The 22,350-nt window shown below is 63.1% G+C and carries 17 protein-coding genes and 1 tRNA gene; 11 read left to right on the top strand and 7 right to left on the bottom strand.

What is annotated here, in order from left to right; all coding sequences use genetic code 11:
• Nucleotides 1-45: 45 nt before the first annotated feature.
• Together Q4I12_RS07290 and hydG are read right to left on the bottom strand one after the other, a co-directional pair.
• Nucleotides 46-3,075, bottom strand: a complete 3,030-nt coding sequence (locus Q4I12_RS07290; protein ID WP_297159452.1) for a hypothetical protein — start codon at nt 3,073-3,075, stop codon at nt 46-48.
• 147 nt (nt 3,076-3,222) lie between these two features.
• On the bottom strand, nt 3,223-4,617 hold the full coding sequence (gene hydG / locus Q4I12_RS07285) for a [FeFe] hydrogenase H-cluster radical SAM maturase HydG (protein WP_302261200.1): 1,395 nt from the start codon (nt 4,615-4,617) through the stop codon (nt 3,223-3,225).
• Nucleotides 4,618-4,962: 345 nt separating this feature from the next.
• Here hydG and Q4I12_RS07280 point away from each other — a divergent pair, with 345 nt between their 5' ends.
• Nucleotides 4,963-6,048: a BMP family lipoprotein gene (locus Q4I12_RS07280; protein ID WP_300705803.1), complete on the top strand. Its 1,086-nt coding sequence runs from the start codon at nt 4,963-4,965 to the stop codon at nt 6,046-6,048.
• Between the two features lie 111 nt (nt 6,049-6,159).
• Here Q4I12_RS07280 and Q4I12_RS07275 read toward each other — a convergent pair whose 3' ends face one another.
• Complete coding sequence (locus tag Q4I12_RS07275; RefSeq protein WP_302261196.1) at nt 6,160-6,567, bottom strand: hypothetical protein; 408 nt, start codon at nt 6,565-6,567, stop codon at nt 6,160-6,162.
• 262 nt (nt 6,568-6,829) lie between these two features.
• Between Q4I12_RS07275 and Q4I12_RS07270 the strand changes: the two genes are divergently transcribed.
• The 3 genes from Q4I12_RS07270 to Q4I12_RS07260 all read left to right on the top strand — a co-directional run bounded on the left by Q4I12_RS07270 (nt 6,830) and on the right by Q4I12_RS07260 (nt 9,738).
• The gene (locus tag Q4I12_RS07270; RefSeq protein ID WP_168934490.1) at nt 6,830-8,032 is read left to right on the top strand and encodes an MFS transporter; all 1,203 of its coding nucleotides are present in this window, start codon (nt 6,830-6,832) and stop codon (nt 8,030-8,032) included.
• Nucleotides 8,033-8,276: 244 nt separating this feature from the next.
• A protein-coding gene (locus tag Q4I12_RS07265) for an IS1 family transposase (RefSeq protein WP_302259955.1) occupies nt 8,277-8,971 on the top strand; the annotation gives its coding sequence in 2 pieces (ribosomal slippage) (nt 8,277-8,595 and nt 8,595-8,971; 696 coding nt in all).
• Nucleotides 8,972-9,043: 72 nt separating this feature from the next.
• Nucleotides 9,044-9,738, top strand: a protein-coding gene (locus Q4I12_RS07260) for an IS1 family transposase (RefSeq protein ID WP_302259955.1) whose coding sequence is annotated in 2 segments (ribosomal slippage) — nt 9,044-9,362 and nt 9,362-9,738 — 696 coding nt in all. Because the reading frame shifts where the segments join, the coding sequence is not laid out codon by codon here.
• Between the two features lie 38 nt (nt 9,739-9,776).
• On the opposite strand, the gene Q4I12_RS07255 is transcribed toward Q4I12_RS07260, so the two are convergent.
• The 4 genes from Q4I12_RS07255 to Q4I12_RS07240 form a co-directional block, all read right to left on the bottom strand.
• On the bottom strand, nt 9,777-10,862 hold the full coding sequence (locus tag Q4I12_RS07255) for a bifunctional methionine sulfoxide reductase B/A protein (RefSeq protein ID WP_205905986.1): 1,086 nt from the start codon (nt 10,860-10,862) through the stop codon (nt 9,777-9,779).
• A gap of 210 nt (nt 10,863-11,072) precedes the next feature.
• Nucleotides 11,073-12,065 carry a UDP-glucose 4-epimerase GalE gene (gene galE, locus Q4I12_RS07250; protein ID WP_302261192.1) on the bottom strand — a complete coding sequence of 331 codons (993 nt, stop codon included), beginning with the start codon at nt 12,063-12,065 and terminating at the stop codon, nt 11,073-11,075.
• 180 nt (nt 12,066-12,245) lie between these two features.
• Nucleotides 12,246-12,692: a flavodoxin gene (locus Q4I12_RS07245; protein ID WP_168934492.1), complete on the bottom strand. Its 447-nt coding sequence runs from the start codon at nt 12,690-12,692 to the stop codon at nt 12,246-12,248.
• Between the two features lie 553 nt (nt 12,693-13,245).
• Nucleotides 13,246-14,643 carry a radical SAM family protein gene (locus Q4I12_RS07240; protein ID WP_302261190.1) on the bottom strand — a complete coding sequence of 466 codons (1,398 nt, stop codon included), beginning with the start codon at nt 14,641-14,643 and terminating at the stop codon, nt 13,246-13,248.
• A gap of 155 nt (nt 14,644-14,798) precedes the next feature.
• On the opposite strand from Q4I12_RS07240, the gene Q4I12_RS07235 reads away from it, so the two are divergent.
• The 7 genes from Q4I12_RS07235 (at nt 14,799) to Q4I12_RS07205 (ending at nt 22,308) form a co-directional block, all read left to right on the top strand.
• Complete coding sequence (locus tag Q4I12_RS07235; RefSeq protein ID WP_239463774.1) at nt 14,799-15,083, top strand: hypothetical protein; 285 nt, start codon at nt 14,799-14,801, stop codon at nt 15,081-15,083.
• A gap of 132 nt (nt 15,084-15,215) precedes the next feature.
• Complete coding sequence (locus Q4I12_RS07230) at nt 15,216-18,650, top strand: AsmA family protein (protein WP_302261188.1); 3,435 nt, start codon at nt 15,216-15,218, stop codon at nt 18,648-18,650.
• Nucleotides 18,651-18,820: 170 nt separating this feature from the next.
• Nucleotides 18,821-19,492, top strand: a complete 672-nt coding sequence (locus Q4I12_RS07225) for an adenylate kinase (protein WP_297159794.1) — start codon at nt 18,821-18,823, stop codon at nt 19,490-19,492.
• A gap of 230 nt (nt 19,493-19,722) precedes the next feature.
• Entirely contained in the window at nt 19,723-20,046 is a 324-nt protein-coding gene (locus tag Q4I12_RS07220) for a hypothetical protein (protein WP_006006222.1), read from the top strand.
• Nucleotides 20,047-20,101: 55 nt separating this feature from the next.
• Complete coding sequence (locus Q4I12_RS07215; RefSeq protein ID WP_297139998.1) at nt 20,102-20,896, top strand: ABC transporter ATP-binding protein; 795 nt, start codon at nt 20,102-20,104, stop codon at nt 20,894-20,896.
• The gene (locus tag Q4I12_RS07210; protein WP_302261183.1) at nt 20,893-22,056 is read left to right on the top strand and encodes a SufB/SufD family protein; all 1,164 of its coding nucleotides are present in this window, start codon (nt 20,893-20,895) and stop codon (nt 22,054-22,056) included. Before Q4I12_RS07215 ends, Q4I12_RS07210 begins: the two co-directional genes overlap by 4 nt.
• 176 nt (nt 22,057-22,232) lie before the next feature.
• Nucleotides 22,233-22,308 (top strand) — tRNA-Ile (locus Q4I12_RS07205).
• Nucleotides 22,309-22,350 lie beyond the last annotated feature (42 nt).

Here is a 22,350-nt window from a genome sequence, read left to right as displayed (position 1 = left end):
TACGCGACCAGCCCCGCCATGGCAATAAGATTTTATAAAATAGATTCAACTTTTTTTGTCCTCCCCGAAAAGAACCGGGCAGGCCGGGGCTTCGCGGGGTTTTGAAAGGATGCAGATGCGCGCCATGAGGCGCAGGTATTCCTTACGCCTGTCAAGGAAGAAGGCCAGGGGTTTCGAGAAATTGCGCCCAAGCAGACCATCCACCAGGAACTGGCTCACCTCCCGTTCGCGCATCAGCACCAGCTGGGCGCTGAGCAGCACGGCCCTGTCGGCCTCGGCCATGGAGCGCACCTTGTGCCGGAAAGCCTCCTGGGCGCGCGGCTGATAGAACCAGAAATACATCAGGTCCAGAGCGCAGATGATGAGGATGCGCTCCAGGCGCTGGGCCTCCTCACCGCCACGTCCGCGCAGGCCACCGGGGCGGGCCAGGCAGATCAGGGCGTCCTCGCGGGGGAAGAGCAGCTCCAGCTGGGTGTAGCAGTCGAAGATGCGCTTGATGGTGCTCTCGTAGTCCCAGCGACGCATGCGCAGGTTCATCTGGCTGTCGGCATAGCCCTCGATGATGGCTGCCACGGTGTCCGAGGCCATCTTGGAGATGACGGCCGCGCTGGGCACCAGATACATATGGGGATCGGCGATGCCCCAGAGCAGCAGCAGGTGGAAAAGGATGAAGTCATACAGGGACGAGACCGGGATGGCCAGGGCACTGCGGAACAGGTTGCCGATGGCCGCCTCGCGGGGGAAGCCCCTGTAGACGTTGTGCGCGAAGATATAGAAACCATTGACGATGTTCAGCACGGTGAAGACCACCACGGGCTGTTCCGCCACTGTCACGCCGAAGCAGTCCTCCAGGAGCCAGACGCGGATCATCACCTCCAGCAGCAGCACCGAGATGCCCGTGTACATGAGCGAATCGCAGATGCGTTTGACGCTGACGTGCTCCTTCCAGTGGGTCAGGGTGCTGCGCTTGGCACCGCGGGCCGCCATGACCATCTGGACCACGTTGCGCACACCGGTGATGCCGAACCAGATGAAGGTGCCGAACCAGGCCAGGAACCACCAGTCCTGCGTATAGATGAAGGAGACGAAGGCCGGGATGAAGCCCAGCAGCACCTTGAGCCAGTTGCTCAGGCTGCTGTTGAGGTACTGGCCGTCGGGCCGGGCCTCCTCCCCTTGCGGCGCATCGGTCAGACCGTTACCCCGGAAGGGGCTCAGGCCGCCGAGGTTGACCATGTTGCCCCGGTTGCTGACGCGGCAATCCTCACTGGCCGCCCGCCACACGCGGCGGCGTTCCATGCCCAGATGGTCGCAGCCCGGCAAAAAGCGGAAATGGGCCAGCAGGCGCTGCCCGGGCGAGGGGGTCTCCGGCTCGTTGTAGCGGATCTGCTCTTCCACCGGTGAATAGATGGGGATGGCAGACTGCTGGCTGCCCGACTTTTTCATGGCCAGCAGGGCCCGGCGCGGCAGCGTCTCCCGGATGGCCAGGCCCATGCCGTACGAGCGCGAACGGCTGGCCGAATTGCTGCCCAGGCGCGACTTGAGAGGCTCGTGGCGGTATGCGGCCCAGAGCTTGGGGATGTCGCGCAGGATGGCATGGAACTTTTCCAGGCGTTCGTCGTCGCCCGTCATCTCCATCTGCCGGATCATCTGGCGCACCATCTGCTTCATGCGCGGGGCAAGGCCCTGGTTGAGCACGCGCTGCAATTCGTTGATGGCCGCGATATTGTTGAGGTGCCCTTCCACCCAGCTCTTCATGTTGAAGAGCTCCAGATGGGTGATGCGCCCCTCGCAGTCCCAGAGCAGCTCCACCACGTCCTCCACGCTCAGGCCCTCGGTGCCCAGGATCAGACGGTTGCCCGTGGCAAGCCCGTTGAGATAGGCGGAAAGCTTCTGGGCGCTCATGCACATCAGTTCCGGCAGGTTGTCGCAGGCGCCCGGCTGCTCCGTATTGGGGATGCGCGGGTTGTGGCCGGGGTTCAGCCACAGGGCCTGCACATCGTCGGGGCCCAGATTGTCCAGACGCTGCAACTCTTCCATGGCCTCGGGATCGTCATGCCGGGCGCGCAGGATCTCGGCCCGGGCCCGCAGGCTGGGCTGGATGTGCTTGTGCAGGTATTCGGCCAGACGCAGCAGGGAGGCATGGCCACGCCCCACGAAGTCGAGGAACTCCTCCAGGCCCATGGGCGCCACGGATACTCCCCAAAGCTGCTCCAGACGGGGACGCTCGTCCTCGTTCCAGACTTCCAGGGTGTGCAGGGCCACTTCGCGCCGCCAGTGCAGCACTTCGCGCCCCTTTTCCAGCATCTCCCGCATCTGCGGGCTGCGCAAAAAGTCCAGGAAGCCCTTGCCGGAGCTGAAGCCGCGCGGCATCCAGACCAGATTCACGAAACGGTCATAGAAGGGCACGCTGAACTCCAGGCCGATACGCACGGAGATGCCCACGATGCCCGAAGCGTGGATGACCTCCGTGGCGGCCTCCAGATCCACACTGTTGTCGTAGACAACCGTGATGGAACGCAGGCCTTTGATCCAAGCGTCCATGATGAGGTGGGTGGGCGTTTTGCGGCCCTTGGTGTTCACGTCATAGACATGGTCGTCGAAGGCGAGCTGGTTCCAGGCTTCGGGCATCTCGGGCAGATGGTAGCGCGCCAGCATGCGGCGCACCACGCGCGGCGTGCCCAGGGCGGTGCTGCGGAAGTCATGGGCCAGCATGAGCTGACGGGTCTCGTCGCCGTGGGCGCGTACCATGTCCTTCATGATCTGCATGAGCGCACGGGCGGTATTGCGGCGCAGGGCCGAATGGGCGCTGGTCAGCACCTCGTCATACAGGGTCTGCAGGGCCAGCAGGCGGTCACGCGAGCCGCCGACCTCCAGATTGCGCAGCAGGTTGATGACGGCATAGGCCATGCGGGAGGCCGGAGAGGTGACCAGCTCCTTGATGCCGTGGGGATGCAGCTCGGGATTGAAAAGATTGTCCCGCGAGGGCACGTTGGGCGCTTCAAGGATACGGTTGACCAGGACGAGGATGTCCCTGTCCTGCTTGTCAAAAAAGATACGGTCAGTGAGTTTTGCCACGGCGTCTCCCTTTTTTTCCTGTCTGTGGCCCGGGTTGGGCAAAACAGGATAACGGACTATGCCAACAAAAATAAAAAACCGCCACCGTCTGCCTTCTGGCAGTCGGTGGCGGCGGTTTCGCTGAAGAACGGCCCTGGCCGCTGCCTGTTAGATGAATTCGTCCATGCGGCCCGACTTGACCTTCTGCAACAGGCGTTCTGCCGCGCCGCGCTCCACATCGCTCATCTGCGGGAGCTTGCGGGCGATCAGGCGTTCACCCGCTTCGCGGGTAAAGGGCGTCGCGTAGTTGAGCAGGAACTCTTCAAAAGAGGCGATGGAGTTGGGGCTGCACTGGCTGCGCATGCCGCACTCGCGCACCATGCTCATGAAGTCCGCACCGCTGCGGCCCAGACGGGGACAGGCGGTACAGAACGAGGGCAGGTGCTCGGCCTCTTCCATAAGGAAGCGTACCACTTCGTCCAGATGGGTGTCTTCGCCCAGCGGGAAGGGGATGCCGTCGGGACCGGGCTTTTCGCTCCAGGTCTCGTAAGCGCTGCCCACGCTGCCCGTGAACACCTGGGAGACACCGCTGCTACAGGCGTCACGCCACAGGCCGGAAGGCTCACGCGTGGTGACGACGACGCCCGCATGGGGCACGGCCAGACGCATGATGGCCACGCAGCGCAGGAATTCGTCATCCGAAAGCGGATGCGGGGGCACGAACAGGCTGCCCGGCGCAGGACGCAGACGGAACATGCTGATGGTGTGGCCGCCGGCACCGAACAGGCGGTTGAGATGGGCCGCATGCAGCATGGTGGCCAGCACATCGAACTGCCAGGGCGCAAGGCCCAGCAGCAGGCCAAGACCCACATCGCGCACACCGGCGCCCAGGGCCACTTCAGGCGCGTTGAGGCGCTTTTCGTAATGGCTCTTGGGCCCGGCCACATGGGCGGCCTTGTAGTAATCGGGATGGTAGGTATCCTGATAGATCAGGACGGTGCCCACGTCAGCATCCAGCAGCACGCTGTACTGGTCGGCATTCAGCGGCCCCACGTTGACGTTGACGCGGCGGACTTCGCCGTGACCGTCGAACACGGTGTACATGATGCTGATGGCTTCGGCCAGGTATTCCACATCGGCATTGGGCAGCTGGCCGGAGACCAGCACGATGCGCTTGTGGCCCTGACGGATCAGCTTGCCGGCGGCCTCGCGCATCTCGGGCGAGGTCATGTACTTGCGCTGGATGAGCGTATTGCTCTTGCGATTGGCGCAATAAAGGCATTCACTGCCGCAATGGTTCGAGATGTGCAGCGGAGCGGTCAGCACGATACGGTCACCATAGACCTTCTGCTTGACCGCATCCGCCGTTTTCATCATCAGGGCAACGTCTTCGGGATCCGTCACCCGCATGAGAGCCGTCGCTTCCTGAATGGTCAGTGACTTCAGAGCCAGAGATTTGTCCAGAATATCCCGAAGCTCCGCCTTGTCCGGTGCAGCCGTACGACTGAGCGCGTTTTCGATGAACCGGGTGTCAAGCCATGCAGGCAGCTCGTATGCAGACATAACGTATCCTTCCAAGCAATGTCCCAAGGAGTTGCATCCCGCCCCTGCGCAACCCATACGCAGGGACGAAACACGAGTACACGTTTCCTGAGCAGGAGACTTAGCACAAGTTTCACAGCTTGCCTAGTGCTTTTTTTCACAGAAAAATGCCCAACGACAGGAAAAAAGCCTCAAAAATAGCAGAAAATCTTTCATATTATTATTTTTATCATTTAAAAACAGTATGTTGTAAAATACAATCTTTTTACTATGCAAATTGTTCGATTACTCAATTTTTCTCCAAGCGGCTCCCCGGGCGCTTGTGGCCTCTCCGGCCCCCTGCTAGTATGCCGCCGGGAGCCTGACATGAAAAAATGCTTTGATATCACCCGGCTGCTGTGCCTGTCTGTCCTGTTGTCCGTTTTTTGTTTCTCCTCCGTCCTGGCGGCTGCGGCCGGCGAGGCCCCGGCCCTGCGCGTAGCTCTGCTGCTGGAAGATGCGGCCCCCGACCGGGGCTGGAACGATCTGCTGCGCCAGGGGCTGGAGCAGGCCCGGAAGGAGCTGGGCGTCCGCACGGCCGTCGTGGTGGCCCCGCCCCAGGGCAGCAACGGCCTGACGCAGGAGGGCATCTTCCGGGCCGCCGCCCGGCAGGCCGACCTCGTCCTGCTCTCCGGGGCCCGCTTGCACGAGATCTTGCGCAACAATGCCGCCAACTTCCGGCAGACGAAGTTCGGCTGTATCGATACGGGCATCCGCGCCGCCAACATCATGTGCGTGACCTTTGCCGACGAGCAGGCCGCCTTCCTGGCCGGTGCCCTGCTCTCCCAGCTGCACCGGCACGGCCTGCTGCCCGCTCCCCGGACACGCGCCGCCGGTGATGAACTGACCCTGGGCTGGCTGGCCGGGGAAGACGACCCGCAGCTGAAATCCATGCTCAACGGCTTTGTGGAAGGTGTCCGGCTGGAAAGCCCGGGCGCGCGCGTCATCAACGGCGTGGCAGGCAGCTACAGCTCCCCTGAAAAAGGCCGCGCCAAGGCCGAAGAACTGCTGGGGCTGGACATCAATGCCCTGGCCGTGCTGGCCGGGCGTGCGGGACTGGGCGCCGTGGAAGCGGCCATAGCCCAGGGGCGTCCCCTAGTGGGCGTGGACAAGGACCAGCAATTCCTGGCGCCCAAGCTCATGCTGACCAGCATCGTCAAGCGGGCCGACCGCGCCGTGTTCGAGATCGTCAAAGCCACCGCCCGGGGGGCCTTTGCCGGTAACGAGATCATCACCTATGACCTGGCCAACGGCGGCGTGGACATCGTCTCGCCCCAGGTCTGGGCCCGTCATGCCGGTGTGCGCCTGCCCGCCGCCATCGAACGCCGCCTTGCCGAACTGCGCCTGGAGCTGACGCGCGGCGGCATCCGCCTGCCCTCCCTGCGCGACAGGACGCTCTGCAACTGCCGCTAGCGGAAAAGATCATCCGTCAAAAAAAGGCAGCCCTCCGGTCACCGGAAAGGCTGCCTTTTTTGCGGCACGCTCATGGCCGTGCTGTCCTGTCCGCCACAACGGCGGCCCGGATCAGAAGCGCAGCGTGAAACGGGGACCGTCCCCCCGCACCTCCACCTTGATGAAATCCGCCTGCTGGCTACGCGACGGACGGGCATCCCCCTCCAGCTCGAAGACATCACGCGCCACCCAGAAGCGGTGCTTCTCGCCCGGCAGCTCCACGGACGCACCGCCGCCTACTTCCACATGCAGGTAGAACACGGGCTCCCAGGTCTCCAGGGTCACGGTCTGCTTGCTGTGCGGACCGAAGTTCACCCAGCCTTTCGTGACCCACACGCCGTCCGTGCGCAGATAGCGCAGGGCCAGGCTCCCGCCCAGGGCCTGGCTGTTGTCGATATGGATCTCCAGAGCTGCGGCCGGGAAGACACAGCCCAGCAGCAGGACCAGGGCAAACAGGCAGGAAACGATCTTTTTTGTCATGACGACCTCCGTATGCCGTTCCCCATACGCAAGCCCGGCGCAGGATGCAACGTCCGCTCCGCAGGAAAGCCGGGATATGCCGGGGCTCCCGCGCTGAATCCCCAGGAGAGCGGACGGCCGGATCCGAGCAGGAGCAGCAGGCATGCCCGCCGGAGCTCCCCGCAAAAAAACACTTTTCAAGGCGAGGCAATGCGCATAGATGTTGCCTGTGCGCTCAAACAGTCCTGTTGGAGAGCGCCAGTGCTTTCATCGAGGATACGTCATGGAACTGACCATCTCCACTCCCCGCCTGGCCGCGGCCCGCATCCTGCCGCGTACGCCCCGGGCCTTCTATCGTACCGCCATCAATGCCTTTTTCTTCGTCATGGGCATGGTCTTCGCCTCCTGGGCCGTCCGCATCCCGGACATCAAGGCCGCCCTGCAGATGAGCGACGCGGCTCTGGGCAGCGTCCTGCTGGCCGCCCCTCTGGGCGAGATGCTCTCCATCGCGCCCACGGCCTGGCTCATCGGCCGCTTCCGCAGCCGCCGCGTCATCATGCTGGGGCTCATGCTCATGCCCTGCGCCCTGCTCTCCCTGGCCCTGGCCGGCAGCCCGCACTGGCTGGCCGCGGCCCTGCTGGGTTTCGGCTTTGCCAACAACATGCTCAACATCTCCCTCAATGCCCAGGCCGTGGGCGTGGAGACCCTTTACGGCCGCAGCATCATGGCCACCTTCCACGGCATGTGGAGCCTGGGCGGGGTGGCCGGCTGCATCATCGGCTCCATCGTGGCGCCGCTGGGCGTGGCGCCCCTGCCCCACTTTGCCGCCATCTTCGTCATCACGCTGGCGACGCTGTGCTGCCTGCGCACCTGGACCATGCCCCGGGAAGTGCGCATCGGCGCCGCAGCGCCCGAAAGCGGGAAGCGCTCCTTCCGCCCCGACCTCTATCTGACCCTGCTCGGTTGCATCGCCCTGGGCAGCATGGCCACGGAAGGCGCCATGTATGACTGGAGCTCCGTCTATTTCGCCCAGGTGGTCCAGCCGGGCGAGAGCCTCATCCGCGCCGGCTACCTGGCCTGCATGTGTGCCATGGTCACGGGCCGCCTGCTGGCCGACGGTCTGGTGAACCGCTTCGGGGTCACGCCCGTGCTCCAGCTGAGCGGCCTCTGCATCGCCGCCGGTCTGAGCCTGGCCCTGCTCTGGCCCGACCTGCTGCCCGCCACGGCGGGGCTGGCCCTGGTGGGCTTCGGCATGGCCTCCGTGGTGCCGCTCTGCTACAGCCTGGCGGGCAAGTCCACGCGCGTGCCGCCCAGCGTGGCCATCTCGCTGGTCTCGTCCCTCAGTTTCCTGGGCTTTTTGGGCTGCCCCCCCATGGTGGGCTTCCTTTCCCATCAGTTCGATCTGCGCTGGGCCCTGTCGCCCATCGTGGTGGTGGGCGTGGCCATCTTTTGCCTGGCGCCGCTGGTCCGGCGCATCAAGGCCTAAAAAGGGGCCTTGTCCGGCGGGAGGATCTCCGTTGTCTGGCGAAAAAGGAACCCCTTCCTCCGCACAGCATCAGGCACAAAAAAACGGCAGCCCTTCAAGGGAGATGGCGCAAACCCAATTCCGCCTTCCCTGAAAACAAAAAACACGAAAAGGCAGGCACACCATCGCGGCGTGCCTGCCTTTTATTTTTGAGAGTATTGCATAAAGAATGTTATAATGGCATACTCCAGTTAAGGAGTTCTTTATGCAATACTGTCCAAAATGTGCGTCAGAGCGGATTGTGAAGAATGGAAGACACTTGGAGCGTCAGAGATTTCGCTGCAAAGACTGCGGTTTTCAATTTACCCGTGACACTCCCAGAGGACGACCGGCAACGGAAAAGGCAATGGCCATCCTGCTTTATACTTTGGGCCTTTCGTTTAATGCCATAGCACGTATTTATGGAGTTGCAACATCGACCGTCATGCGTTGGGTCCGGGATTTCGCTGAAAAAACTTATGAAAAGCCTTCTCCTGGGGAAGCTGTCATCATAGAACTTGATGAGATGTGGCACTATTTGCATTCAAAAAAAACAAACTATGGCTCTGGAAAGCTTATTGTCGCGATACCGGTCAACTCATTGACTGGGAATGTGGCAATCGTGACCAAAGCACTCTTGCAAGATTGATGGCAAGGCTTCGCCGTTGGTCTGTCTGGTTCTTCTGTACCGACAACTGGAAAGTATATCCACGGGAAATACCCGAGGACGACCTCATTCAAGGAAAACGGGGAACCGTGCGAATTGAACGAAATAATGCCCGCCAAAGACACTGGTTTGCCCGTTTCAAACGTAAATCTCAGGTGGTTTCAAGGTCCTTGCGAATGGTTGATCTCACAATATCTCTCTTTGCCAGATTTCATGTGAACGGGCAAAGAGAAGATATTTTATCATTCTTTTAGCAATACTCTCTTATTTTTGAGAGTATTGCATAAAGAATGTTATAATGGCATACTCCAGTTAAGGAGTTCTTTATGCAATACTGTCCAAAATGTGCGTCAGAGCGGATTGTGAAGAATGGAAGACACTTGGAGCGTCAGAGATTTCGCTGCAAAGACTGCGGTTTTCAATTTACCCGTGACACTCCCAGAGGACGACCGGCAACGGAAAAGGCAATGGCCATCCTGCTTTATACTTTGGGCCTTTCGTTTAATGCCATAGCACGTATTTATGGAGTTGCAACATCGACCGTCATGCGTTGGGTCCGGGATTTCGCTGAAAAAACTTATGAAAAGCCTTCTCCTGGGGAAGCTGTCATCATAGAACTTGATGAGATGTGGCACTATTTGCATTCAAAAAAAACAAACTATGGCTCTGGAAAGCTTATTGTCGCGATACCGGTCAACTCATTGACTGGGAATGTGGCAATCGTGACCAAAGCACTCTTGCAAGATTGATGGCAAGGCTTCGCCGTTGGTCTGTCTGGTTCTTCTGTACCGACAACTGGAAAGTATATCCACGGGAAATACCCGAGGACGACCTCATTCAAGGAAAACGGGGAACCGTGCGAATTGAACGAAATAATGCCCGCCAAAGACACTGGTTTGCCCGTTTCAAACGTAAATCTCAGGTGGTTTCAAGGTCCTTGCGAATGGTTGATCTCACAATATCTCTCTTTGCCAGATTTCATGTGAACGGGCAAAGAGAAGATATTTTATCATTCTTTTAGCAATACTCTCTTATTTTTATGGGTATGCGGCCAGTTCCCTAGCGCGGGCTGCCGTCAGCACGGCGCTCGAAGCGGGGCACGGCCAGATGGCAGCCGCCCCGGCCCGTGCGGCGGGCAAAATCCTGATGGTAGGCCTCGGCCTCGTAGAAGGCCCCGGCCTTTTCCAGACGGGTCACCACGTCATAGCCCAGACCGCGCAGCTCATCCATGAGCTTCTGGGCCGTCCGTTTCTGGGACTCGTCCAGCCAGAAGATGGCGGAACGGTACTGGCTGCCGACGTCCGGGCCCTGCCTGTCCAGCTGGGTGGGATCGTGGACTTCGAAAAAGCGGCGTACGATGGCCTCATAGCTGATCTTTTTGGGATCGAAGCGCACCAGCACGGCTTCGGCATGGCCGGTATCGCCCCGGCAGACATCCTCATAGGAAGGCCGGTCGGTATGGCCGCCCGTGTAGCCGGACCGCACGTCCACCACACCGGGGAGCTTGCTCAGGGCATCTTCCACGCCCCAGAAGCAGCCGCCCGCCAGCACGGCCACCTGGGTGTTGCGCACCTGCTCGTACAGGGCCAGGCCCAGCTTTTCCTTTTCGCTGCCCGCAGGGGCGAAGCGCATGGACAGGGAGTTGACGCAATGGCGGGTGTTCTTGGCCGTCAGGCCTTCGCCCTCAAAAACATGCCCCAGGTGGGCGCCGCAGTGCTCGCAGACGATCTCCACCCGGTGGCCGTCGGCATCGGGCTGGCGGCGCACCATGCCCGGCAGGGCATCGTCGAAGGCGGGCCAGCCGCACCCGGAATCGAACTTGTCCGAAGAACGGTACAGGGCCACGCCGCACTGGCGGCACAGGTAGGTCCCGGCGGCCGTGTTCTTTTCGTACTCACCGGACCACGGGGCTTCCGTGGCCTTGCGGAGGATGATGTCCGCCTCGCGGGGCGTCAGGGGCGGCACCGCGGCATCACCGCGGGCAATGATCCGGAATCCGTCATTATTCATGGGGGCTTTCTCCCGTAAGGGGTCAAAGGTGGGGCGGGAAAGTTCCGCAGCCGCGGCACCGGTCCCGGAAAGGACCAGGACCAGCATCAGGATGAAAAAGGAAAAGGCGCGTCGCGCGCAGGGATAGCCGTACATGGCACCTCCTGTCAGTATAAGTTATCAATATTAAGATAGCGGCGCCTCAAAAGAAAAGCAAGCCCGCGCGAGGCCATAAAAAAAGGGAGGCTCATGCCTCCCCGGATCAAACGTTGTCTTTTCTGGCAGGCCAGCCTGCCACTACCGTCCTTTGCACGGTTCCTCCGCCACAGGAACGGCGCATGGCGGACGCCCCGCCAGGATGCCGTCTTACTGCCGTTCGCCGTAACCGTGCGGATGTTCCCGGTGCCAGCGCCAGGCCGATTCGATGATGGCCTCCACACCCAGCTGCGGCTGCCAGCCCAGCACCTGCTGCGCCTTGCGGGCGGAAGCCACCAGACGGGCCGGATCGCCCGCGCGCCGCTGCCCCATGACCACGGGGATCTCGTGACCGGTCGCCTTGCGGGCGCAGTCCACGATCTCGCGCACGGAAAAGCCCTGCCCGTTGCCCAGGTTGCAGATGAGGTCATCACCGCCGCGCTGCAGATGGTCCAGGGCCCTCATATGGGCGTCCACCAGGTCGGTGACGGCGATGTAGTCGCGGATGCAGGTCCCGTCGGGCGTAGCGTAATCATCACCGAAGATGGTGATATGCGGCCGCCGGCCCAGCGGCACTTGCAGGACCAGGGGGATGAGATGGCTCTCGGGGCTGTGGTCCTCGCCGATGCTGCCGTCGGCCAGAGCCCCGGCCACATTGAAATAACGCAGGGAGACATAGCGGATGCCGTGGGCCACCGAGACCCAGCGCATCATGGCCTCCATCATCAGTTTGCTGTGCCCGTAAGGATTGGTGGGCCGGGTGGGGGCATCCTCGCTGATGGGCACGCTGTCGGGCTCGCCGTAGACCGCCGCCGAGGACGAGAACACGATGCGGCCCACGCCATGACGGACCATGGCTTCCAGCAGGCTCTGCATCCCGCCCACATTATTGTTGAAGTACTTGAGGGGATCGACCATGCTCTCGCCCACCTGCGAATCGGCGGCGAAGTGCATGACGCCGTCGATGCGGAAACGGCGGAAGATGCCGTCCAGACAGGCGGCATCGCGGATGTCGCCCTGCACGAAGGCAGCCTTGCCCGCCACGGCGGCGGCATGGCCCGTCTGGAGATTGTCCACCACCACGACCTCCTGACCGGCCGCTGCCAGGGCATGGACCGCGTGGGAACCGATATAGCCCGCACCGCCGCAAACAAGGATCGCCATACAGACCTCCACAACAAAGATGATGGCGGCACGCTACGATGTTTGCCTGCGGCTGGCAAGGCCCGGGATGCACAAGGCCTCTTGAAGGCGGGACAGGACATAAAAGAAGCGCGGAGTCCATGGCCAGACTCCGCGCAAGGCACAGGACGCGCCCCGGCGAAGGCCGGGGTCCCTTTGCGGCTACAATGCTGCCAGAACAGCAGCCGCAAATTCCTGCACGGCATCAGGGGCATCGCTGACGGTACCGTCCACTTTCAGCCCCTCAGCCACGATCTGCGCACCCAGGTCCTTTCCTTTGGCCTCGATGGCGTCCACCGCACCGCAAAAATGCGTGTAGGAACTGTCGCCGGAGGCAAACGCCGACAGTTTGACGCCCGAAAGGCCCATGGCTTCCATGTTCTCATAAAGAGGGATGAAATCGTCCTGCAGCTCCAGCTCGTCGTCACCCCAGGCGGAGCAGCCCAGCAGCACGGCATCATAGCCTTCGGCCAGACCGTCGGCATCCACGTCGGCGGCGTTTTTCAGCGTGACGTCATGGCCTGCGGCGGCGATGATCTCTTCCAGTTTCTGGGCGATGCCCTCGGTATTGCCGGTGCTGGAACCAAAAACGATCAGGACTTTGCTCATGACAACTCCCTGGCGGCATGGCCGCCGTTGGATGTTTAGAAAAAGAAATTCAATTTCAAAAAGAAGCTATAGAAGAACAGGACGTGCGTCAAGCAAAAGACCGTTTCCCGACGAAAAATATTTATCTCCGGCTAAAAACATCCTTTTTCCCATCAAAAACATCCCGCCCGGGAAACAGGCTGGAATATCCGCCCGTTATCCGTACCTGCCCTGAGCCTGTCCGTTCACCCGGGATCCGCGCCTCCGTCGCCTCACGGATGAGCCTCCCGCCCGCGTGCTGCACCGTCCGCCCCTGCGCCGTTCCTGACGATGCCATGCTCCGGAAGCCGCCTTGCCGTTACTCCGGGCAGCGTCCTTTCTTTTAGGCACGGGAGACGCTCGCGCTCTCCCCTTTCCCGATGACGAAACGAAATCGTTCCCCGCAAGCCGAAGACGGGGACCTGCCATCCGCACCGGAGCAAAAGTTTTACGGGAGAGGGGGCCCGGGGGAGGGAGACGCTTTTTCAAAAGCGCCCTCCTCCCCCGGAAAATACCCGGCCTCCTCCGCCAAAAACTATGCTCCAGCTTCCGCGTCCGCCTCCCCGGCGGCATCTTCCGAAGCGGGCCCGGCCAGGGGGGCGTCGGCCACGGAAAGATCAGGCATCTGCCACTGCCCGGGCAGGGGCGCCGTAAGCTCGGCCTTCTCGCCCACATAGGGGTTGAAGTAGCCGAAGCGCAGCCAGGGGCAGAGCTTTTTCAGACGCTTCATGAACAGGCTGAGGCCCATGATGGGGCCGTGGTCGATGCCGCGCATGAGGCCCAGATACCATTCGGGGTCGATGTTGAGGTTACGCCACTGGATCATGCTCACGCCGTCCTCGCCCACCAGACGGGCCAGGGCTTCCAGCTCGCCTTCGCTGTCGGTGACACCGGGGAAGAAGAGCAGGTTCAGCGAGACCCAGAGACCGTTCTTCCGGGCCACGGCGATGGAGCGGCGCACGTCGTCGAAGCTGTAGCCGTGGGGGCGGTAGTAGCGCTCGTAGACTTCGGGCCGGGCGCTGTTGAGGCTGACGCGGATGCTGGAGAGGCCCGCCTGGGCCAGACGCTCCACGGCCTCGGTGCGGGAGGCGTTGGTATTGCAGTTGACCGTGCCCACACCGCCCCGGCTGCGGAACAGGCGCACGCTTTCCACCAGCAGGTCGGGATTCATGAGGGGATCGCCCTCACAGCCCTGCCCGAAGGAATAGATGGGCGTCTTCGTCTCGCGGCCGGCATGGAAGCTCATGACTTCCACCAGTTCCTCGGGGGTGGGGGTGAAGGTCAGGCGGCACTGGGGCGTCACGTTGATGGGCGAATCCTTGTCCTGCTCGGAGATACAGCCCACACAGCGGGCATTGCAGGTGCGCGAGCTGGGCAGGGGCGCCTCGAAGCGGCCCAGGGCAAAGTTGCGAGCCGCCGGGCAGTCGTACTTCATGACGCAGTCTTCGAGGATGTGGCCCACCAGACGGTTCTTGGGGAACTGGCGCAGCAGGGCCCGCACGTTCTTTTCGATGCGGGAACGCGGGATGTGGCGGAACTCCTGACGCTGGTCGGCATCCACCTTGCGGGCACAGATGTAGAAGCGCCCCTTGGCGAAGCCCACGGCGCCATAGGCGAACAGGGGCAGCAGGGGGGCGTCGGCATCGCTGGTGTAGGCCGGATGGGCGGAGAGCGTATGGGCCGGTGCGGCAAAGGCGGCCACGGCCAGATCCTCGGTGCACTCTATCTCGCCGGTCTCGGGGTTCAGGCCCACGGCCCGGCGTCCGGGCAGGAGGAAGAGCTCGCTCTCCTCGGGCAGGGGCATGAGTTCGTCAGGACGGGGCGTGCCCCATTCCTCGCCGCGGCGGCAGACCATGAGCAGGTCGGGATCATCATAGATGTTGCCCTGGGCATCGGCCATGACCATATGCGGTTCGATCTTTGCTGTTGCCATTTTCCTTCCTTGCGGCATCTTGCCCTGCCGCGTCCGAATGTATATAAGCGGAGCTGCGGCCAGCCCCGGAAACATGGGCACGACGGCCGCCAGAATATCCGCGAGGCCGCCCCATGTTTTCCCTGATGCTCTTTATTTTTCTTTGTTTTCTCGGCATGCTTGCCGTACAATTCTACATGCTGCGCAGCCAGGAACGCCTGAACCGCGCCCTGCGTGACGAACACGCCCAGATGCGCGTGCTGCTGCGCGCCATGGAAGCCCGCCTGGATGCCCTGGGATGCCCTGCCCCCAAACTGGCCGAAACGGCCGTGCAGGCCACGCCTGCCGCACAGGATCCCCTGCTGCATCTGAGCTTTGATGCGCCTGCGGCCAAGAAGGCCGCGCCCCGCACGCCGGTGGTGGACCCGGGCCTGGACCTGCACATGGACAGCAGCCGCTAGGGCTGTTCCGTTTTTTGCCCGGAAGCGGGCTTTTCCCTCCGGCGGGGCTTTTGTCGTGCCTTCCGCGCACGCCGCGACAGCGCTTCGTCAACCTAGCCTTGCCCCTTTTCATCGTCAAGCAGCCTTCCTGCCATGCCCGAACCATCCCGCCGCCTGCGTCTTTTCCTCCGCTGTCTGGCAGCCCTGCTGCTGGGCATCCTGTTGCTGGCCGGCGCGGCCATGGTCTATGTGCAGCACAATTCCGTCGCCATCACCCATGCCCTGCTGGAAGACTTCACCCAGCGTACGGGCCTCCACCTGCATGTCAGGTCCATCGGCCTTTCCTGGCTGCCTCCGGCCGTCCAGGCCGATGACGTGCGCATCCGCATCAAAGAGCTGGACATCTCCGTCCGCACGGCCCGCCTGCGCCCCCGCCTGACCGCCCTGCTGCAGGGACGGCTGGAACTGGAATACGTGGCCCTGCAGAATCCCGTGCTCTCCGGCAGCCTGCCGCTGCCCACGCTGGACCTGCGCAAGCTGGGCTCCGCCGCCGGGGGCGGCAGCGGCGATACGGGAGGGCTGGCCCGGCTGGACGGCCTGCTGCCCGGTACCCTCCAGATAGAGATAGACCAGGGCAATTTCTCCTTCCAGGCCCAGGACGCTTCTTCCCTGCGCGCGGGCAACCTTTCCTGCGTACTGCATCTGCGCGGTCTTCAGGACGTGCGCGGCAAGCTGCAGGCAGGTCTGATCCGCAACCTGGCCGCCGGGGAAGAGATCCCCGTGCTCGACCTGGAAAACCTGCTCGTGGAAGGCCGCAGCCGTCCGCTCCGTTTTTTGAGCGATACGCCCCGCCTGCGCCTGCGTACCCTGCTGCATCTGCCGCCCCACCTGCCCCGCGTACGCATGAACCTCGATTTCACGGCCACGGCCGCGGGCTGGCAGCTGGATCATGACATCCAGGGCGACCTGATGCAGGACGACGAGCCCATTCCCTTTGCCGTGTCCGGCCGCCTGCTGCAGGACAGGAACGCGCCGCAGGCCTCGGTACGGCGCATGCTGCGCGAGGTCTTCCTGCCCGATCCGCAGGAGCTGGCCGCAGCCGGAAAGAAAGGTCCCGCAACGGCTCCCGCCCCGTCCGCCCCCCAATCACCGGCCGCTGATGCCGCCGCTGCAAAGACAGTTCCCGCACCCCAGGTGGCCCCCCAGCCCGACCTGCCCGCTGCGGGAGGGACGCGCCCGCCCGTGCGCCTGGAACGCATCCGGCTGGAACTGGGCGAAGACAGCGCCACCCTCGACGGCAACCTGATCCTCGACAAACAGCGGGGCCCCGTCCTCAACGGCAGCCTGCAGGCCCACCGCCTGAGCCTGACACGCTGGCTGGGCTTTGCCCGTGATCTGGCCCCGGGCCTGCAGATGGCCCTGGACAACATCACGGACAGTCTTCTGGAATTCGAACTGGATGCCGAAGGCCTGCGCGTGCCCTATATCGTGGCCCATGCCTCGGGCTCGCGCTTTACCGGTTCCGGCGGCGTGGCCCGCTGGGCCGAGCCGGTGGTGGCCCTTGACCTGACCGCCCCGGAAGTAAAGCTGGGCCGGGCCATCCCGGAAGCCGTGGGCACCCTGCCCCTGCAGGTCTATTTCCCACACGGGCCCCTGACCAGCCTGCGGGCCTCGCGCTCCACGCCGCTGCCGCCGCCCGATCCCGCCACGGACCTGCACATCGGTTATGACATCCGCCTCAATGCCCGCACCGTGCATTACGGCCCTGTGACCATCACCGGCGCGGCCGTGGTCATCGAACCCGGCACCCCCGACAAGGCCGGCAACGGTACGGCCGTGATCCGGGCCACGGGCGACTTTTACGAAGGCCGCCTCAAGGGCCGCTGCGCCATCGGCGGGCCTTCGGACATGCCCACCTTCGACATCGACCTGCGCCTGGACAAGGTCCACGGCAGCAAGCTGGTCAGGGATTTCGACCTCATCCCCGTACGGCGCGGCATGCTGTCCGCCCAGGCGGCCATCACCAGCCGGGGCAGCGACCTGGACGTGTTCCTGAAGAGCATGCGCGGCACGGTCACGGCCGACGGCAGCAAGGGCCTGCTGCCCGCCGGAGGCAAGAAGAGCCTGCCCTTCGAAAAACTCTCGCTGCGCCTCGACCTGCAAAGCGCCCGCCGCGACCTGCGCCCCACTCCGGCCCGGGCCGGTTTCGAAGGCCGCTGGACGGCCTCGCTGGAGGGCGAGGATCTTTCCCTGACCCAGAAGCTGGACGGCCTCGTCTGGTTCGGCGGCAAGGAGTTCGTGGCCTGGCAGGATCTGCCCGGTTCCCTGCGCCTGCACCTGCCGTCCCTTGAAAAGGATCTGCTGCCCCAGGGCATGGATCTGGATGCCGACGGCGTGTTCAGCTGTGCGGGCCCTGCCGGGCTGAAGCTGAAAAAGGCCACGCTCTCGGCGCTGGGCCTGCAGCTCAAGGGCGATCTGGACGTCAGCAACGGCCGCAGCGGCCTGACCTGGGGCGGGAACGTGGACCTTGCCGCCCGCGACCTGAAGCACAGCCTCCGGCAGATCCGGGGCAGTGCGCCCGCCTCCCTGCCCGCCTCCCTCAACAGCCTGCGCCTCAAGGGCACGGCCTCCGGTACCCTGGACAGCCTGCGCCTCAAGGATCTGCGCTGCAGCCTGGGCTGGCAGCAGATGGACGGCGAAGCTGCCGTGAACTGGAGCGGCACCCCGCAACTGGACCTGCGCCTGCATGCCGCGGACTTCGATCTGGACCGCCTGCTGGCGGAGATGTTCCCCGACCAGGCCCGCAGCAAGGGACGGAGCAAGGCCCCGGGCGCTCCCTGGGACCTGCGCTTCATGAAGGCCTTCGATGCCCAGGGGAGCCTGAGCGTGGACAGGGTGCGCTTCATGCGCCTGCGCATGCAGCAGATGACCACCCGCTTCAGCCTCAAGGACGGCCACCTTTCCGTGCCTGCGCTGGAAGGCAACTTTTACAATTCGCGCCTGCGTGCCTCGGGCGACTTCCGCTTCGACCGGGGCCTGAGCTACACCACCAAGGTCAGGGCCCTGAACATCAACCTCGACGCCGCCAGCAACGACCGCAACGACAAGCGCGCCGTGCGGGGGCTGGCCTCGGTGGAATCGGAGATGAGCGCCCACCTGACCGGCAGCGGCCAGATGCCCGCGGCCCTTTTCGGCACCTGGGGCGTGGCCATCATCAACGGCAGCTACCAGAACCGCGACAAGGCCGGGCGGCCCGGCGGCAAGCCCACCCGCTTCCAGCGCCTCAGCGCCTCGGGCAACATGCAGGGCGGTGTGGCCCGCAGCAGCAACATCTTTTATCAGGATGCCGAGATGCGCGTGCGCGGCGGCGGCCGCATCGACTTCAACAACGAAGACCTGGACTGCAACCTTTTCGTCAAGACCGACCGCATGCAGGAATTCCCCGTGCGCGTGACCGGCAAGCTCCATGATCCCAAGACCTCGGTCAGCGCAGGGACGGCCATCCTCTACGCCGTCACCAGCCTGACCCACGGCATCTTCGAGCTGCTGGGCGGGGTCATGGAAGGCACCTGGAACCTGTTCCGCTGATCCCGCGTCCCGGCCTTTTTCGTTCCGGTCCCACCGGCCTTCCCCTGCCGGAAAAGGCCTTGCACTTTCCCCGCCCCCGTTGACAGAACCGCCTGCAAAGGGTAGACAGGCTCTATCTGTTCTTTTTTGCACAAACCCAACAACGGTCCGTCTCAATAAGGAGAAGCGCCATGAATATCCTCATCTTTGGTCCCAACGGCAGCGGCAAGGGCACCCAGGGCAACCTGGTCAAGGCTAAGTACAATCTTGCTCACATCGAATCCGGCGCCATCTTCCGTGAGCACATCGGCGGCGGCACCGAGCTGGGCAAAAGGGCCAAGGAATACATCGATCGCGGCGACCTGGTGCCCGACGACATCACCATCCCCATGGTGCTGGAGACCCTGAAGACCAAGGGCAAGGACGGCTGGCTGCTGGACGGCTTCCCCCGCAACATGGTGCAGGCCCAGAAACTGTGGGAAGCCCTGCAGGCCGAAGGTCTGAAACTGGACTACGTCATCGAGATCCTGCTGCCCCGCGAGATCGCCAAGAACCGCATCATGGGCCGTCGCCTGTGCAAGGAAAACAACAACCATCCCAACAACATCTTCATCGACGCCATCAAGCCCAACGGTGACAAGTGCCGCGTCTGTGGCGGTGAGCTCTCCACCCGTTCCGACGACCAGGACGAAGCCGCCATCAACAAGCGTCACGACATCTACTACAACACCGAGAACGGCACCCTGGCCGCGGCCTACTTCTTCAAGAACCTGGCCGCCGAAGGCAAGACCAAGTACATCGAACTGAACGGCGAAGGCACCATCGACTCCATCAAGGAGACCCTGATCTCCCAGCTGAGCTAGCCTGAGCACGCCTTTCCAGGCCGGGGCCCTGCCCCGGCCTTTTTTTTGCCCGAAAATCCCGGAGCCCGGCCGGAAGCGGCCTTGCCTTTTGCCGCCGCGACCCCATCTTTATAGCGGGGGAAAGGTCCGCCGGCCCGCAGCGAGCACGCGTTCCGAAACAGGGGCCCTACTGGACATGCCTGTCCAAGTTTGCCACTATGCCCCCAACTTCACAGCGAGGTATCAATATCATGCAAGTCTGCATCGCGATCATGCACGGCAATCCCGTCATGCTGGAACTGCGGGAAGGCGTCCCTTACATCAATGACGAACCCCAGCCCATCAAGCACCTGACCGAAGATGACCTCGTGGCCTTCCACGAAGCCGTGAGCGCCATCCCCGACGACGGCGATCCCGGCAATGTCGCCCTTGTCAACGCCAAGCGCGCCGCGTTCATCGTGGACCTGCTGGGCCATGCCGTGGGCGACGAATGCGTCTCCTACCTGACGCATGTGCTGGACCACGTGCACTACGACGTCATGGAATATCTGGGTGAAACCGACCCCCAGGACTAGAAAGCCTGCCGGGCTCCCGCAAGGGGGAGGACTTCCGGCATAATTGAGGGAAACAATGCTTGAGATCCAAGACCTGCACGTTTCCGTCCACGGCACGCCGGTGCTCAAGGGCATCGACCTGAAGGTGGAAGCGGGCGAAACCTTTATCCTGTTCGGCCCCAACGGCTCCGGCAAGACCACCCTGCTCATGACGCTGATGGGCTTTTCCGGCTACGAGGTGACCCGGGGCAAGATCATCTTCAAGGGCCACGACATCACCTACGCCCCCATGTACGAGCGTGCCCGTCTGGGCATCGGCATGTCCTTCCAGCGCCCGCCCACCATCCACGGCCTGCCCACGGGCAAGATGGTGGAACTGTGCGGCCGCGGCCGCAAGATGGACATCCCCGCCATGGCCAAGCGCGTGCATTTCGATACCTTCCTGGACCGCGACGTCAACGCCGGTTTCTCCGGCGGCGAGATCAAGCGCTCCGAGCTGCTGCAGCTCATGGCCCAGCAGCCCAACCTGCTGCTTTTCGACGAGCCGGAATCCGGCGTGGACCTGGAAAACATGGCCCTGGTGGGCAAGACCGTGCGCAAGCTGCTGGACGGCGTGCCCGACTGCTGTAGCGCCACCCTGCGCGAGCAGGGTCGCCAGCGTTCCACCAGCGGGCTCATCATCACCCACACCGGCCACATCCTTGAATACGTCAACGCCGACCGCGGACAGGTCATGTATCACGGCAAGCTCTGCTGTGAAGCGCGCCCGCGCGTCATCCTCGACCATATCGCCCAGCACGGCTACCAGGAATGCCTGCGCTGCCTGGCCGGCGACATGTTCGGCAAAATCGCGGAGGCTCCCCTGGTATGAGCAGCATCGACCTTTCCCGTTTCAACTTCAGCGGCGGTGAGAACTCCGCCCCCATCGAAGATCTGACCCGTCTGCCCCAGGAAGACCAGCAGCGCCTGGTCCTGGCCGGCATCGACGTGCACGACACCAAGGTCAGCGGTGCCTTCATGCAGCTCAACCATGCCGACGTGCACTGCACCACCCGGCAGGAAGGCCTGGACCTCATGGACATCCGCGCGGCCCTCAAAAAGTTCGACGGCCTGCCGCAGTACTACTGGAAGCTGCTCGATCCCAACAGGGACGAGATCACCCGCATGGCCTACGAGCACCTCAACGGCGGCTACTTCGTGCGTGCCCGCAAGGGCGTGAAGATCAGCCAGCCCGTGCAGTCCTGCATGTTCATCAAGGACAATGCCGCCGGACAGGCCGTGCACAACATCGTGGTGGTGGAAGAAGGCGCCGAGCTCAACATCCTGGGCGGCTGCGCCACCTCCCAGCACAGCAATGATGCCGCGCATCTGGGCATCACCGAATACTATGTGGAAAAGGGCGGCAAGCTGACCTTCACCATGATCCACAACTGGGGCGACTCCACCACCGTGCGGCCGCGCTCGGCGGGCGTGGTGGAAGCCGGGGGCGTGTTCCAGAACAATTACATCCTGCTCAAGAGCGTGGGCAGCCTGCAATCCTATCCCCGCATCGACCTCAACGGTGAGGGCGCCGTGGCCACCTTCAACTCGGTCATCGTGACGCCCACGGGCTCCTACGTGGACAGCGGCAGCGCCATCCACCTCAACGCGCCCCACACCCGCGGCGAGATCATCTCCCGCACCCTGACCACCGGCGGCACCATCATCAACCGCGGTTTCATCGGCGCTTCGGCCACTCCGGTCAAGGGCCATCTGGAGTGCAAGGGCCTCATCGTGGGCGGCGGCCGCGTGCATGCCATCCCCGAACTGGACAGCTGCCGCGACGGCGTGGAACTCTCCCACGAAGCCGCCGTGGGCAAGATCGCCCAGGAAGAGATCGAATACCTCATGGCCCGCGGCCTGGACGAGGACGAAGCCACCTCCACCATCGTGCGCGGCTTCCTCAACGTGGACATCATGGGCCTGCCCGCGCCCCTGAAGAAGGCCATGGACGAACAGATCAGCAAGCTCAACGCCGGCGGCGCCATGTAGCGCTCCGCTGCGATACCTGCCTGTTTGCGGGGCTGTCCGTACATACGGGCAGCCCCGTTCGTTTTTGCGGAACCGCACAGGCCCGCCCGGCTGTCCCCGCCGGAGCCCGGCCCTCAAGCCCTGCCGGAAGGGCTTGACCGCCTAGTGTCCTTCCGGCTATAGTTCACTTCCTTCGTGGGCCTATAGCTCAGTTGGTAGAGCCTCCGGCTCATAACCGGCAGGTCCCAGGTTCGAGTCCTGGTGGGCCCACCAATATTTGAAAGGCAGGTTCCCCTCGCGGAAACCTGCCTTTTC

The organism is Desulfovibrio piger, from assembly GCF_951793255.1.
In the GTDB taxonomy this organism is placed as follows: Bacteria; Desulfobacterota; Desulfovibrionia; order Desulfovibrionales; family Desulfovibrionaceae; genus Desulfovibrio.
This window is presented reverse-complemented; position numbering and strand designations above follow the sequence as displayed.

Bases quoted from the DNA above. Each gene is read 5' to 3' on its own strand.
- hydG (WP_302261200.1), bottom strand. From the start codon at position 4,617: ATGTCTGCATACGAGCTGCCTGCATGGCTTGACACCCGGTTCATCGAA.
- Q4I12_RS07280 (WP_300705803.1), top strand. From the start codon at position 4,963: ATGAAAAAATGCTTTGATATCACCCGGCTGCTGTGCCTGTCTGTCCTG.
- Q4I12_RS07275 (WP_302261196.1), bottom strand. From the start codon at position 6,567: ATGACAAAAAAGATCGTTTCCTGCCTGTTTGCCCTGGTCCTGCTGCTG.
- Q4I12_RS07270 (WP_168934490.1), top strand. From the start codon at position 6,830: ATGGAACTGACCATCTCCACTCCCCGCCTGGCCGCGGCCCGCATCCTG.
- Q4I12_RS07255 (WP_205905986.1), bottom strand. From the start codon at position 10,862: ATGTACGGCTATCCCTGCGCGCGACGCGCCTTTTCCTTTTTCATCCTG.
- galE (WP_302261192.1), bottom strand. From the start codon at position 12,065: ATGGCGATCCTTGTTTGCGGCGGTGCGGGCTATATCGGTTCCCACGCG.
- Q4I12_RS07245 (WP_168934492.1), bottom strand. From the start codon at position 12,692: ATGAGCAAAGTCCTGATCGTTTTTGGTTCCAGCACCGGCAATACCGAG.
- Q4I12_RS07240 (WP_302261190.1), bottom strand. From the start codon at position 14,643: ATGGCAACAGCAAAGATCGAACCGCATATGGTCATGGCCGATGCCCAG.
- Q4I12_RS07235 (WP_239463774.1), top strand. From the start codon at position 14,799: ATGCTTGCCGTACAATTCTACATGCTGCGCAGCCAGGAACGCCTGAAC.
- Q4I12_RS07230 (WP_302261188.1), top strand. From the start codon at position 15,216: ATGCCCGAACCATCCCGCCGCCTGCGTCTTTTCCTCCGCTGTCTGGCA.
- Q4I12_RS07225 (WP_297159794.1), top strand. From the start codon at position 18,821: ATGAATATCCTCATCTTTGGTCCCAACGGCAGCGGCAAGGGCACCCAG.
- Q4I12_RS07220 (WP_006006222.1), top strand. From the start codon at position 19,723: ATGCAAGTCTGCATCGCGATCATGCACGGCAATCCCGTCATGCTGGAA.
- Q4I12_RS07215 (WP_297139998.1), top strand. From the start codon at position 20,102: ATGCTTGAGATCCAAGACCTGCACGTTTCCGTCCACGGCACGCCGGTG.
- Q4I12_RS07210 (WP_302261183.1), top strand. From the start codon at position 20,893: ATGAGCAGCATCGACCTTTCCCGTTTCAACTTCAGCGGCGGTGAGAAC.